Source organism: Streptosporangium sp. NPDC053982, from assembly GCF_055585205.1.
In genome coordinates, this window is record NZ_JBVJKQ010000002.1 from 340,676 (window position 1) to 354,673 (window position 13,998).

The window sequence follows — 13,998 nt, forward strand, 5'->3', positions numbered from 1 at the left end:
GTCCTCGACCGGTTCACGACCCGGGAAAACACGAAACCCTGGTCGCTCTTCCAGCGACCAGGGCTCCTGAGCCATCGAATGTGTCCGAGGGGGGACTTGAACCCCCATGCCCCGCAAAGGGCACTAGCACCTCAAGCTAGCGCGTCTGCCTATTCCGCCACCCGGACGTGGTGCCTGCACGAGAGACCGTCATCGCTCGTCGGCGGACTTAGGTTAGCAAACTCTTGGGCGTGCGTCATATCGGTTGTCCGGCGGCCCTCCCGGTGGTGCCCTGGCGTCCCGGCGGCGGCAGGATGGGGAGGGCAAGCCGTACCAAGCGTAAGGAGCCGACATGACCGTGCTCAATGGTGAGGACGAGGTCGCCGGGCTGTGTCGTGACCTGATCCGGATCGACTCGACCAACACCGGGGACAACACCGGCCCCGGGGAGCGGGACGCCGCCGAGTACGTCGCCGGGAAGCTGGCCGAGGTGGGGCTGGAGCCCCGGATCCTGGAGTCGGACGACCGGCGGGCGAGCGTGATCGCCCGCATCGAGGGGGAGGACCCCTCCCGCGGCGCGCTCCTCCTGCACGGACACCTCGACGTCGTCCCCTTCCACGCCGAAGACTGGACCCACCACCCGCTCAGCGGGGAGATCGCCGACGGCTGCGTCTGGGGACGCGGCGCGGTCGACATGAAGAACATGGACGCGATGATCCTCGCGGTCGTCCGGCAGCGGCTCAGCGAGGGCCGCCGCCCGCCGCGGGACGTGGTGCTGGCGTTCACCGCCGACGAGGAGGCCGGCGGCGCGTACGGCGCGCAGTGGCTGTCCGACGAGCACCCCGAGTTGTTCGAGGGCTGCACCGAGGCGATCGGCGAGGTCGGTGGGTTCAGCGTCTCCATCGACGGCGACCGCAGGCTCTACCTCATCGAGGCGGCGGAGAAGGGCATCGCCTGGATGCGGCTGACCGCCCGCGGCCGGGCCGGTCACGGCTCCATGCTCAGCGCCGAGAACGCGATCACCGAGCTGGCCGAGGCCGTCGGCCGGATCGGCCGCTACGAGTGGCCGGTACGGCTCACGCCCACGGTCGAGACCTTCCTCACCGAGACCTCCCGGGTGCTGGGGGTGGAACTCGACCTCGACGACGCCGAGGCGACCGTGGCCAAGTTCGGACCGCTGGCCCGGATGATCGGCGCGGTGCTGCGCAACACCGCCAACCCGACCATGCTGCAGGGCGGCTACAAGGCCAACGTCATCCCGCAGACCGCGACCGCGCACGTGGACGGGCGCTTCCTGCCCGGCTACGAGGACGAGTTCTTCAAGACGATCGACGAACTGCTCGGCCCCAACGTGACCAGGGAGTTCGTCTACCACGACATCGCCCTGGAGACCGGGTTCGACGGGCCGCTGGTGCGCGCGATGGCCGACGCGCTGGCCGCGGAGGACCCGGGGGCGCTGGCGGTGCCGTACACGCTGTCGGGCGGCACGGACCTGAAGGCGTTCAGCAGGCTGGGCATGCGGGGGTTCGGCTTCGCGCCGCTGAAGCTCCCGGCGGACCTGGACTTCTCCGGGATGTTCCACGGAGTGGACGAGCGGGTGCCGGTCGACTCCCTGCGGTTCGGGGTGCGGGTCCTTGACCGTTTCCTGGACGCCTGCTGATCCGATCCTTGGAAAAGCATTGCGATGACACTGCGTAGTGCTAACGTAGCTTTCCGTTGATGGGGGCGGGCCATGCGGAAAGCAGGCCCACCAGGGCTTCGAGGAGGCTGCGTGGCACGCGTGCCGTATGGGCGGTGGGGGGCGTTCTCGCCCGCCGCCCGGCGCGTGCCCGCGGCCGTCTCCGCCGACGGCGCGGTCTTCGCGCGGGATGACCGGATGGCGCGGTTCGCGGCCGGCTCCCGGCTGATCGTCAGACGATTGCTCTCCATCGGCGGCCTGCTGGCCGCAGGATGGCTGCTCGCGGTCGTCTTCGGACTTCTCGGCGCCGCTCCGGCCGCTGCGGACACCACCGCGGTGGCCGGAGCGGACGGTTCCCCTGCCCCCGTCCCCGCCGCTTCCGGACCGGCCGTCAGGGCCGGTGTCTTCCCCGCGGAGAGCGGCGTGCCGTCGGCGTCGGGTGACGCCGAAGCGATGGCCGGGCGAGGCGTGGACGGGCTCACCAGCCAGTCCGGGCCGGTGTCCCCGGCTCCCGCCGTCGTTGACCACGGCTCAGGTACCGACGGGTTCCTGCCCCAGGGCAATGGTGGCTCCGGCCCCTCCGGGCCGGGCATGGGGGATGTCGCGAGGTTCGTCTACGACCCGCGGCCGATGGCGCGGCGCGCCCCACTGGCGTGCGTGCTTCCCCCTGTCGTCCGCACAGCGGCGGACGATCCCTCCTTCTCTCCTGACTGACGCCGTGTCCCGCGTGCCCGGGTTTCCCCACCGGACACGCTCATTGGTCGCGGAGCGCGTCATGGCCTCCCCCCGGTGGGGAGTCGCTCCGCACGCCGGATGACCGGCGATCTCCAGTTCCTCGTGACGGCCGTCGGGGCTTTCCGCTGCACGCGTTCCCGTCAGGTTCTCGCGCGGCCTCGCATGCCCGCCACGAGACGTCAGGTATTCCCCCCGAACAACCGCAAGGAGCATCAAACATGCGTACGTGGGTTAAGGGCTCGACCCCCGCGGCACTGCTCGCGCTGGGTGTCATGACACTCGGCAGCGGTACGGCCTTCGCGGACACCTCCGGCGACCACTCGATCGGCGGCGGCAACCAGGTCAACCTCCCGATCACCCTGCCGATCGACATCAGCGGCAACGCCGCCGCGGTCGCCGGGAAGTCCCGGGCGGGCTCCATGGGCGGTGCGTCCGCCGGCACCGCGGGCACCCCGGGTTCCGGTTCCGGCGGCGTCCCCGGCGAGACGTCCGGCAGGGGCAGCGTCCTGGGCGGTAACCAGGTCAACGCCCCGATCACCGCGCCGGTCGACGCCTGCGGCAACGCGCTCTCCCTGTTCGGCCGCTCCGAGGCCGGCTGCCGGGGCGGCGCGTCGGTCTCGCACGGTGGTGGCGGTGGTGCGGGTGGCAACCGTACGAACGGTGATCACAGTGTGGCAGGTGGTAACCAGGTGGTCGCGCCGATCACCGCTCCGGTCAACGTGTGCGGCAACTCCGTCGCGGTCGTGGGCAGGGCGGTGTCGGGGTGTCAGGGTGGTGCGTCCGTCCACGGTTCCGGTGGGGCCGGGGGCGCGGGGGGCAATGTGACCTCCGGGCGCGGGTCCGTGCTGGGCGGCAACCAGGTCGTGGCCCCGATCACCGCTCCGATCAACATCTGCGGCAACGCGGTCGCCGTCCTCGGCGGAGCCTTCGCCGGTTGTGCCGGCGGCGCCGAGGTGGGCGGCGGACCCGGCCGTCCCGGTGGTCCCGGTCACCCGGGTCAGCCCGGTGGTCCGGGTCAGCCCGGTGGTCCGGGTCAGCCGGGCGGTCCGGGTCAGCCGGGCGGTCCGGGTCAGCCCGGTGGTCCCGGTCACCCCGGCGGTCCGGGCAAGCCCGGTTACCCGGGTGGGCACGGTGGTCCAGGTAAGCCTGGCGGCCACGGCAAGCCTGGTTACCCGGGTGAGCATGACGGTCCCGGTAAGCCGGGCGGGCACGGCCGTCCCGGTGGTCCGGGTCAGCCCGATGGTCCCGGTCACCCTGGCGGTCCGGGTCAGCCGGGCGGTCCGGGTCAGCCCGGTGGTCCGGGTCGCCCTGGCGGCCCCGGTCAGCCGGGTGGTCCTGGGCGTCCCGGTGAGCCGGGGCTTCCGGGCGGTGACGGCGGCTCCGGTCCGCGTCCGGGTTCCGGCGGTGACCACACCGATGGCCGGTCCGGCGTCGGCGGCGGCAACCAGGTGGTCGCGCCGATCACCGCTCCGATCGAGACCTGCGGCAACGCCGTCGGCAACGCCACGGCCGGTTGCCCGGGAGGGGTGTCCGTCCCCGGCTCCGGTGGGGACCGCGGCACCGGGGGCGCGGGGGGCAACGTGACCTCCGGGCGCGGGTCCGTGCTGGGCGGCAACCAGGTGGTCGCCCCGATCACCGCTCCGGTCAACGTGTGCGGCAACGCGATCGCCGTCATCGGCAGGGCCTTCGCCGGATGCCAGGGCGGCTCCTCCGTCACGGGCGGTGGTGGCGGTGGTGCGGGTGGCAACCGTACGAACGGTGATCACAGTGTGGCAGGTGGTAACCAGGTGGTCGCGCCGATCACCGCTCCGGTCAACGTGTGCGGCAACTCCGTCGCGGTCGTGGGCAGGGCGGTGTCGGGGTGTCAGGGTGGTGCGTCCGTCCACGGTTCCGGTGGGGCCGGGGGCGCGGGGGGCAATGTGACCTCCGGGCGCGGGTCCGTGCTGGGCGGCAACCAGGTCGTGGCCCCGATCACCGCTCCGATCAACATCTGCGGCAACGCGGTCGCCGTCCTCGGTGACGCCGCCGCAGGCTGCCTGGGCGGCTCCCACGCCGGCGGGCCGGGGCGCTCCGCGGCCGTCGCGATGCCGACCGCCGGCCGGGCGGGCCGTACCGCGCTCCTGCCGGAGATCCCGGTCCTGCCGGGCGCCCGCGGGGCCGCGCGTCCGGGCCGCGGGACCGGCCTGAACGCGGGACGCGGGTCCGAGCTGAACACGGGTCGCGAGGTCGCCCAGCACCCGGGCCGCAAGGCCGGTGCTCCGGGCGCGGTCACCTCCGCTCCGGGTGAGGTCACCTCCGCGCCGGTCGGCCGTACGCTGCCCGTCGGCGACCTCGGCCTGATGAGCGCCGCCCGACCGGCGGGCGTGGCCGGCATGAACTCCGGCGCGCTGGCCGCCCTTCTGGTCGGCGCCATGGCCGCCCTCTCCGCCACCCTGTTCGCGGCCACCCGCCGCTTCCGGCTCGGTCGAGCCGACAGGTAATACATCAGTAACTCTTTGGTCATGTCCCCTCGGAGCCACCGGGGGAGACGCGCAGGCGCTCCGCCGCCGGTGAGAGGGACCGCGGGCCCAGGTGGCCCGGGTTCCGGTCGCCGGGCGGAGCGGCAGTGCTCTGCCCGTTCCGGGGGCGCGGCCCGGGGCGGGCAGAGCCATGTCCGTCCACGGCCTTCGCGGGCCGCGGCCGGTCACATCGTCCTGGTCGCACGTATGATCTTGCGACGCAGCCGGACGTCCCTGCGGCCGTCGGGATACAGTCTCAGGCGGTCGAGCTCCCAGCCGCCGTATTCTGCGTGTTCGGTCAGGATCTGGCGGGCCGTGTCCCGGGTCGTACCGCGCGGAAGGTGGAGAACCAAGTAGGAGTAGTCGAGCACAGCGATTAGTCTCCGAGGATGGGCTGGGGGACGTCAGCACTCATAGGGCTTTATTGTGCGTCCTTGCGGCTCTCCTTGGGAGTGCGCCCGATCTGGATCGGGTAACCCGAGGGGAAGTGAACGGGGAACGAATGCGAACAGCGAGGTAGGAAGCAGCGTGCCAGCCAAGAACGGCAACGCCGGCGGAACCCGCCTGGTGATCGTCGAGTCGCCTTCCAAGGCGAAGACCATCGCCGGGTACCTCGGCCGCGGCTACGTCGTGGAGTCCAGCATCGGGCATATTCGCGACCTCCCCGAGAAGGCCGATGACATCCCTGAGAAGTACAAGGGCAAGTCGTGGGCCCGCCTGGGCGTCAACGTGGAGCATGAGTTCGAACCACTCTACGTGGTCAACCCGGATAAGAAGGCCCAGGTCAGCAAGCTCAAGCAGCTGCTCAAGGACGCCGACGAGCTCTACCTCGCCACCGACGAGGACCGGGAGGGCGAGGCGATCGCCTGGCATCTCCGCGAGGTGCTCAACCCCAAGGTCCCTGTGCACCGCATGGTGTTCCACGAGATCACTCCGCGGGCGATCCAGGAGGCCGTGGCCAACCCCAGGACGCTGAACCTCCGGCTGGTCGACGCCCAGGAGACCCGGCGCATCCTCGACCGCCTCTACGGTTACGAGGTCAGCCCCGTCCTGTGGAAGAAGGTCAAGCCCCGCCTGTCCGCCGGGCGGGTGCAGTCCGTGGCGACCCGGCTGGTCGTCGAGCGCGAGCGCGAGCGCCTGGCCTTCACCAGCGCGACCTACTGGGACCTGCAGGCGCTGTTCGGCACCGGCCGCGACGAGTCGCCGAACGAGTTCACCGCCACGCTGACCGGCGTGGACGGCAAGCGCGTCGCCCAGGGGCGTGACTTCGCATCCAACGGCACGCTCAAGAGCGCCGGCGTGGTCCACCTGGACGAGGCCGCCGCCCGCGCCCTGGCCGCGCGGCTGGACGGCGCCGCCTACCGGGTCGGGTCCGTCGAGCGCAAGCCGTACACCCGCAAGCCGTACGCGCCGTTCCGGACGACGACGCTGCAGCAGGAGGCCAGCCGCAAGCTGGGCTTCTCGGCGAAGTCGACCATGCAGATCGCCCAGCGCCTGTACGAGAACGGCTTCATCACCTACATGCGCACCGACAGCATCACGCTGTCGGAGACGGCCGTGGCCGCGGCGCGCAACCAGGCGATCAACCTGTACGGCGCCGCCTACGTCCCCGACAAGCCTCGCGTCTACACCAGCAAGGTCAAGAACGCTCAGGAGGCGCACGAGGCGATCCGCCCCTCCGGCGAGGTGTTCCGCACGCCGGGCGAGACCGGGCTGACCGGTGACATGTTCCGGCTGTACGAGCTGATCTGGCAGCGGACCGTCGCCTCGCAGATGAAGGACGCGGTCGGCGAGTCGGTCACCGTCAAGGTGGGCGGCACGTCCAGCGCGGGCGAGCGGGTGGAGTTCAGCGCCTCCGGCCGGACGATCACCTTCCACGGCTTCCTCAAGGCCTACGTCGAGGGCGCCGACGACCCGGCCGCCGCCCGCGACGACGCCGAGCGGCGCCTGCCCAACCTCACCGAGGGCGACCGTCTCACCGTGGCCGAGCTCAAGGCCCTGACGCACGCCACCAAGCCGCCGGCGCGGTACACCGAGGCCACGCTCGTCAAGGAGCTGGAGGACCGGGAGATCGGCCGGCCCTCGACCTACGCGTCGATCATCGGAACGATCCTGGACCGCGGCTACGTGTTCAAGAAGGGCACGGCGCTGGTGCCGTCCTTCCTGGCGTTCGCCGTGGTCAACCTGCTGGAGCGGCACTTCGGTCACCTCGTCGACTACGACTTCACGGCCGACATGGAGAAGGTCCTCGACGACATCGCCAACGACCGGGCGGAGCGGGTGCCGGAGCTGCGCCGCTTCTACTACGGCGACGGCGGCGAGGGCGACGAGGGGCTCAAGGAGCTGGTCACCGACCTCGGTGAGATCGACGCCAGGGAGATCAGCTCCTTCCCGATCTCCGGCACCGACATCATGATCCGGGTGGGCCGATACGGTCCCTACCTGGACCGCGACGGCGTCCGGGTGAACGTGCCGGAGGACCTGGCGCCCGACGAGCTCACCGCCGAGATGGCCGAGGAGTTCTTCTCCCGCCCGACCGGCGTCCGCGAGCTGGGCCGGGACCCGGTCACCGGCCACCCGATCGTGGCCAAGGACGGCCGGTTCGGACCGTACGTGACGGAGATCCTCCCCGAGGAGCCCCCGGCCGAGGGCGCGAAGAAGCGGACGAAGAAGGCCGACGCTCCCAAGCCGCGCATCGAGTCGCTGTTCAAGACGATGTCCCTCGACACCGTCACCCTCGACGACGCCCTGCGCCTGCTGACGCTGCCCAGACTCGTCGGTGAGCTGGACGGCGAGGAGGTGAGGGCGCACAACGGCAAGTTCGGGCCCTACCTGAAGAAGGGCTCCGACTCGCGGTCGCTGACGTCGGAGGACGACCTGTTCACGGTCACCATCGAGCAGGCCAAGGAGCTGTTCGCCCAGCCGAAGACCAGGGGGCGCCGCGCCGCCGCCGCGCCGCCGCTGCGCGAGCTCGGCGCGGACCCGGTCTCCGGCAAGCCGATCGTGGTCAAGGAGGGGCGGTTCGGCCCCTACGTGACCGACGGCGAGACGAACGCCTCGCTGCGCAAGGGCGACGAGGTCGAGCAGATCACCACCGAGCGGGCCGCCGAGTTGCTGGCGGACCGCCGTGCCCGGGGCCCGGCGCCGAAGAAGCGCCCCGCCGCCCGCCCGAAGGCCAAGACCAAGACCTGACGGCCTGGGTCGCGCCACCGGGGCCGCCGCGTACCTGAGGGGGCTCTCCGCGCCCTCGCTCACCGAGTTCCGCCGCATCGGGGGTCGCCGCTTACCTGAGGGGGTTCTCAGGTAAGCGGGAACGCGCCGCCCGCGCCCGGCGTTCTCGAAAGCACGCCGGGCGCGCCGAGCCGCGGCGCGATCCGGTGCGAACGCGATGGCCGCCCGGGTCGCGGTGCGGTACGGCGCGGGCCCGCCGGGCGTGCCGGTCACGGTGCGGCCCGGCGTGGGCACGGCGGGCGCTGCCGGGACGATGTGACCCGGTGCGGGCACGGCGGAGTACGGCGGCGCGGCGGGCGCGGAGGGCGAGCGGTGGCGGGCGTGGGTTTCATAGCGGTGATCGTGACGGTGGTCGTGCTGGTCCACTACTACCTGTGGCGCCGTCTGGTCAGGGACACCACGACCCCCGGGCGGGCACGCGTCGCACTCACCGCGGTGCTGCTGGGTCTGGCCGCCCTCATCATCGTGATGCGCGCCGGTGAACGGCTGTCGTGGGGCCACCTGCTGGCCTGGCCGGGCTACCTCTGGCTCGCCGTGATGTTCTACCTGTTCGTCTTCCTGGTGGTGCTGGAGATCCCGCGGGCGCTGGCGCTGCTGACCGTACGGCGGGCCGGGCGGAGAGCGCCGGAGCCGGAGCGGGAGCCGGAGCGCGTGGCCGTACCGGCGAGCACGGGGTCCGCGGCCGCGGGGTCCACGGGGTCCGCGGACGTTCGGGACGCTCGGGACGCGTCAGGCCACCCGGGCGCGGCGCGGGAGCCCGGCGCGGCGGGCGTTCCGGATGCCGAGGGGGACGCGGCCGGGGCTCGCGGTCCGGGCGGGGCGCCGGTGGGGCGGAGGCTCTTCATCGGCCGTACCGTCGCCGCCGTCGCCGGGGTGGGCGCGCTGGCCGCCGTCGGAGGCGGCGTCCGCACCGCGCTCGGCGACCCGGTGATCGAGACCGCCGGGGTCGGGCTGCCCCGGCTCGACCCGCGGTTGAGCGGGCTGCGTCTGGCCGTGGTCAGTGACATCCATCTCGGACCGCTCACAGGGGTCGGGCACACCGAACGCATCGTCCGCATGATCAACTCGCTGGAGGCCGACGTGGTCGCCATCGTCGGCGATCTGGTCGACGGGACGGTGGCCGAGCTCGGCCCGCAGGCCAGGCCGTTGCGGAGCCTCGAATCCCGTTACGGCTCCTACTTCGTCACCGGCAACCACGAGTACTACACCGCGAACGGCCCCGGCGAGTGGATCGAGGAGCTCCGGCAGCTCGGCGTCCGGCCGCTGCAGAACGAGCGCGTCGAGATCGCCCACGCGGGGGCCGTACTGGACCTCGCGGGGGTCAACGACGTCTCCGGCGGCCCGGCGTCCGGCGCGTCCGGCGGCCCGGACTTCGAGCGCGCGCTGGGCGGCCGGGACCGCTCCCGTTCCACGATCCTGCTGGCCCACCAGCCGGTCCAGGCGACCGAGGCGGCCCGGTACGGCGTCGACCTCCAGCTGTCCGGTCACACCCACGGCGGGCAGATGGCGCCCTTCAACCTGCTCGTCTCCCTCCAGCAGCCGATCGTCTCCGGGTTCGGCCAGGTGGGCGGCACCCGGGTGTACGTCACCCGGGGCGCGGGCTTCTGGGGGCCGCCGGTCCGGGTGGGAGCGCCGCCGGAGATCACGCTGCTGGAGCTCCGCGCCTGAACGGGCCGCCGGACGGGCGAAAGCGGTCATGCCAGGCGGGACGAAAGCGGTCGCGGCGGGCGGAGTGGAAGCGGGTGGAGCGGGAGCGGTCGCGGCAGGCACGATGAAAGCGGGCGCGGCGGGCGGGACGAGAACGGTCACGCTGCGCGGGACGAAAGCGACCGCGGCGGACGAATGGTGCGTATCGCCCGGCTCATCGCTCAGATGGGCATATCGGCTCGACCGGTGTTCGCCCCAGCCAGGCGGGCGCCTCGATACGCTGGGACCATGACCACCCCTGGCCCGAGCACCGCACGACGCAAGCCGCCTCATGTGCTTGCCCACACGCCGTTCCGAAAGCTGTGGACGGCGATGTCGGTGTGCAGCCTGGGAGACTGGCTCAACATCATCGCGCTGACCGCCCTGGCGGGAAACCTCACCGCCGGGCAGGGGTACACCACGCAGAGCCTGGCCATCGGCGGCGTGTTCGTCGCGAAGATGCTGCCGGCGGTCCTGCTCGGTCCCGTCGCGGGCGCGTTCGCCGACCGGTTCGACCGCCGCCTGACGATGTTCACCTGCGACCTGCTCAGGTTCGCGCTGATCCTGTCGATCCCGCTGGTGCTGTCGCTCACCTCGGTCGGCAACTACCAGTGGGTGCTCATCGCCACCCTCCTCGTCGAGTGCGTCAACCTCTTCTGGGTCCCGGCCAAGGACGCCACGGTCCCCAACCTGGTGCCCAAGGACCGGCTGGAGTCGGCCAACCAGCTCAACCTCCTGGTCACGTACGGCACCGCCCCGGTCGCCGCACTGCTGTTCGCGGTGCTGTCGGTCGCCGACGACGCGCTGGGCCGGTTCATCCCGTACTTCTCCGGCCGTGACACCTACCTGGCGCTGTTCATCAACGCCGTCGCCTACCTGGTGTCGGCCGTCATCGTCTTCACGCTCAAGGAGATCCGGAAGGTCCCCTCCGGGGACATCGTGATCTCCACGCCGTCGGTGCTGCGGCAGATCGTCGAGGGCTGGCGGTTCGTCGGCGGCAACCGGGCCATCCGGGGGCTGATCATCGGCATGCTGGGCGCGTTCGCGGCCGGCGGCGCGGTGGTCGGCGTGGCCAAGATATACGTGGGGGCGCTGGGCGGCGGCGACGCCGCCTACGGCGTGGTGTTCGGCGCGGTCTTCCTCGGCATGGCCGGCGGCATGTTCTTCGGGCCCAGGCTGCTGCGCGAGTTGTCGCGGCCGAGGCTGTTCGGGCTGTCGATCGTCGTCGCGGGGCTGGTGCTCGCCGCGATCGCGGTCGTCCACAACCTGGTGATCGTGGTGCTGCTCACCGTGGTCCTCGGGGCGTGCGCCGGAACCGCCTGGATCATCGGCTACACCATGATCGGGATGGACGTGGAGGACGGCCTGCGGGGCCGTACGTTCTCGTTCCTGCAGTCGCTCGCCCGGGTCACCCTGCTGCTGGTGGTCGCGGTGGCGCCCACCCTGGCCGGCCTGTTCGGCAGGCACGTGGTCCGGGTGCGCGGCGAGACGGTGTACCAGTTCGACGGCTCCAACCTGGTGCTGCTGGTCGGCGGGCTGCTCGCGACGGTCGTCGGGTTCCTCGCGCTGCGCCAGATGGACGACCGCAGGGGCGTCCCGATCCTGACCGACCTGCTGGCGGCGGTGCGCGGCGAGCGGTTCGTCCCCGAGGCCTCCGGGGCCCACGAGCAGCCGCGCGGGATGTTCGTCGCGTTCGAGGGCGGCGAGGGCTCGGGCAAGACCACCCAGTCCCGGCTGCTGGCGATCTGGCTGCGCGACCAGGGCTACGACGTCGTGCAGACTCGCGAGCCCGGTTCCACCAAGGTCGGCATGCGGCTGCGGGCGATCCTGCTGGACGCCGTGCACCAGGGGCTGTCGGCCCGCTCCGAGGCGCTGCTGTACGCGGCGGACCGCGCCGAGCACGTCGAGAAGGTCATCCGCCCGGCCCTCTACCGGGGGTCGATGGTCGTCTGCGACCGCTACGTCGACTCCTCGCTCGCCTACCAGGGCGCCGGGCGGTCCCTGAAGCAGGAGGACGTGGCGAGGGTCAACGAGTGGGCCACCGGCGGGCTGGTCCCCGACCTGACCGTGCTCATCGACACCCCGCCGTCCATCGGGCTGACCCGGCTCGGCGGGGCCGCCGACCGGATCGAGTCGGAGCCTCTGGAGTTCCACGAGCGGGTGCGCCGCGAGTTCCGCGCGCTGGCCGCCGCCCACCCGGACCGCTACCTCGTCGTCGACGGCACCCTCGACCAGAGGATGATCTCCGAGATCGTGCACGACCGGGTGCGTGAGATCCTGCCCGACCCGGTTCCCCGCGAGGCGGAGGACGCCACGAGCACCATCCCGGTCATCCACGACTGACCCCGGCGGTAGGTTGTCCGGGTGGGAGTCTTCGATGACCTGGTGGGCCAGGAGCGGGCGGTCGAGACGCTCCGCAGGGTCGCCGCTTCGGCGGCCGAGGTCCTGACCGGAGGCCGCGGGGCGGGCATGACCCACGCCTGGCTGTTCACCGGTCCGGCCGGGTCCGGCAAGGAGGAGGCCGCGCGGGCGTTCGCCGCCGCGCTGTTCTGCCCCGACCAGGGGTGCGGCCACTGCGACATGTGCCACCAGGTGGCCGTCGGCTCCCATCCGGATCTGGAGGTGGTCCGCCCGCAGGGGCTCTCCTACGGGATCAAGGACACTCGCCGGCTCATCCTCCGCGCGGCCGGCGCCCCGACGCTGGGCCGCTGGCGGGTCGTGCTGTTCGAGGACGCCGACCGTGCCACCGAGGGCGCCTCCAACGCCCTGCTCAAGGCGATCGAGGAGCCGCCGCCGCGGACGGTCTGGCTGCTGTGCGCGCCCTCCCCGGACGACATGATGATCACTATCAGGTCCCGCTGCCGGGTGGTCACGCTCGTCACCCCGCCCACCGCCGCCGTCGCCCACATGCTGGTCACCCGCGAGAACGTGCCGCCGGCGACGGCGGAGTTCGCGGCCAGGGCCGCCCAGGGGCAGATCGACCGGGCCCGCAGGCTGGCCCTGGACGCCGAGGCGCGCGGGCGCCGCGAGGCGGTGCTGTCCATCCCCGCCTCGCTCACCGGCGTGGGAGAGTGCGTGACGGCCGCGGAGCGGCTGGTCAAGACGGCCGAGGAGGAGGCCGCCGCTGTGACCTCGGCGCTGAACGAGTCGGAGACCGCCGAGCTGCGCAAGGCCTACGGCGAGGGCTCCTCGGGCAAGGGGCTCAACAGGGGCCTGATCCGCGGCGGCGCCGGGGCGCTCAAGGATCTGGAGGACCGGCAGAAGTCCCGGGCCACCCGGACCAAGCGCGACGTCATCGACACGGCCCTGCTCGACCTGGTGGTGTTCTACCGCGACGTGCTGGCGTTGCAGCTGGGCGCCCCCGTCGAGCTGGCCAACGACGACCGCCGCGCCGACCTGGAGGGCCAGGCTCGCTCCGCCGCCCCCGAGGACACCCTGCGCAGGATCGACGCGATCATGTTGTGCCGGGAGCGGCTGGCGGCCAACGTCAACCCGCAGATGGCGGTCGAGGCGATGACCCTCTCGCTGCGCCGTCCCGTTCCCTGATCCGGTCCGGGTCTCGAACCGGATCCTGATCCCGGCTCGGGACCGGAGCGGGGTCCTGATCCCTACCCCCGCCCCCATCCGGGTGCCGGTCCCGGGTCTCCGGTTCGGTCGCCGATCCCGCCGCCCGGCGGTCGTCTCAGGAGCGTCTCTCCGTTTTTGACCATATTTCCGGTTTTTCTATCTATGTCGGGCTTGCTCGTTATTTTCGAGCTGAGACGGTTTCGCTGTGATTCAGGCGGTCTCGTCATCGTTTTCGCAGGTCAGCGGCTGGGGCTGATCGTGTGGCCGGGTGACGTCCGTTTCAAGTTCGCCGGGACGTGCAACGTTATGGATGGTTTATGAGTCTTTAAGGGTATGCAGCATGACTTTCCGGGCTTCCCGCCCCGGGAAACCGGGGCCGCGGCCGGCGCGTGCCGTGCCGTGGGGAGCACCCGGCCTCGACGCGAGACGCCCGGCGGCACGGCGCCGCCCCGCGGTGTGCGGCGCGGCGGTGTGCGGCTCCACGGTGTGCGGCCTGGTGGTCCGGGTGCCGCATCCGGGCTTCGGGATTCCGCATCCGGGCTTCGGGGTTCCGCGCAGGCAGGGGACCGGTTCGCGGCGCCGTACTGTTCGACGGCATTTTTTCGCGTCGAATCCCCTCGAAGG

The 13,998-nt window shown here is 72.1% G+C and carries 8 protein-coding genes and 1 tRNA gene; 7 read left to right on the top strand and 2 right to left on the bottom strand.

What is annotated here, in order from left to right; translation table 11 throughout:
* Positions 1–81 precede the first annotated feature (81 nt).
* Positions 82–167 (bottom strand) — tRNA-Leu (locus tag ACZ6W9_RS04370).
* A gap of 164 nt (positions 168–331) precedes the next feature.
* On the opposite strand from ACZ6W9_RS04370, the gene ACZ6W9_RS04375 reads away from it, so the two are divergent.
* The 3 genes from ACZ6W9_RS04375 to ACZ6W9_RS04385 all read left to right on the top strand — a co-directional run bounded on the left by ACZ6W9_RS04375 (position 332) and on the right by ACZ6W9_RS04385 (position 4,872).
* Entirely contained in the window at positions 332–1,639 is a 1,308-nt protein-coding gene (locus ACZ6W9_RS04375; RefSeq protein WP_389961317.1) for a M20/M25/M40 family metallo-hydrolase, read from the top strand.
* Between the two features lie 111 nt (positions 1,640–1,750).
* Complete coding sequence (locus tag ACZ6W9_RS04380; RefSeq protein WP_389961315.1) at positions 1,751–2,371, top strand: hypothetical protein; 621 nt, start codon at positions 1,751–1,753, stop codon at positions 2,369–2,371.
* Positions 2,372–2,610: 239 nt separating this feature from the next.
* Complete coding sequence (locus ACZ6W9_RS04385; RefSeq protein WP_389961313.1) at positions 2,611–4,872, top strand: chaplin family protein; 2,262 nt, start codon at positions 2,611–2,613, stop codon at positions 4,870–4,872.
* Between the two features lie 203 nt (positions 4,873–5,075).
* On the opposite strand, the gene ACZ6W9_RS04390 is transcribed toward ACZ6W9_RS04385, so the two are convergent.
* The gene (locus ACZ6W9_RS04390; RefSeq protein ID WP_362932750.1) at positions 5,076–5,261 is read right to left on the bottom strand and encodes a DUF5703 family protein; all 186 of its coding nucleotides are present in this window, start codon (positions 5,259–5,261) and stop codon (positions 5,076–5,078) included.
* A gap of 157 nt (positions 5,262–5,418) precedes the next feature.
* Here ACZ6W9_RS04390 and topA point away from each other — a divergent pair, with 157 nt between their 5' ends.
* The 4 genes from topA to ACZ6W9_RS04410 all read left to right on the top strand — a co-directional run bounded on the left by topA (position 5,419) and on the right by ACZ6W9_RS04410 (position 13,353).
* Positions 5,419–8,082 (top strand): type I DNA topoisomerase, encoded by a 2,664-nt coding sequence (topA, locus tag ACZ6W9_RS04395; protein ID WP_389961310.1) that lies wholly within the window; start codon positions 5,419–5,421, stop codon positions 8,080–8,082.
* A gap of 360 nt (positions 8,083–8,442) precedes the next feature.
* A complete protein-coding gene (locus tag ACZ6W9_RS04400) occupies positions 8,443–9,789 on the top strand; it encodes a metallophosphoesterase (RefSeq protein WP_470116718.1) in 1,347 nt (448 codons plus the stop codon).
* A 267-nt stretch (positions 9,790–10,056) separates the two neighbouring features.
* Entirely contained in the window at positions 10,057–12,150 is a 2,094-nt protein-coding gene (tmk, locus tag ACZ6W9_RS04405) for a dTMP kinase (RefSeq protein WP_470116719.1), read from the top strand.
* A 21-nt stretch (positions 12,151–12,171) separates the two neighbouring features.
* Positions 12,172–13,353, top strand: a complete 1,182-nt coding sequence (locus tag ACZ6W9_RS04410; protein ID WP_389961305.1) for a DNA polymerase III subunit delta' — start codon at positions 12,172–12,174, stop codon at positions 13,351–13,353.
* The last annotated feature ends 645 nt before the right edge of the window (positions 13,354–13,998 follow it).

Excerpts from the sequence above, each read along its gene's own strand:
- tmk (WP_470116719.1), top strand. The coding sequence starts at position 10,057 with ATGACCACCCCTGGCCCGAGCACCGCACGACGCAAGCCGCCTCATGTG.
- ACZ6W9_RS04375 (WP_389961317.1), top strand. The coding sequence starts at position 332 with ATGACCGTGCTCAATGGTGAGGACGAGGTCGCCGGGCTGTGTCGTGAC.
- ACZ6W9_RS04385 (WP_389961313.1), top strand. The coding sequence starts at position 2,611 with ATGCGTACGTGGGTTAAGGGCTCGACCCCCGCGGCACTGCTCGCGCTG.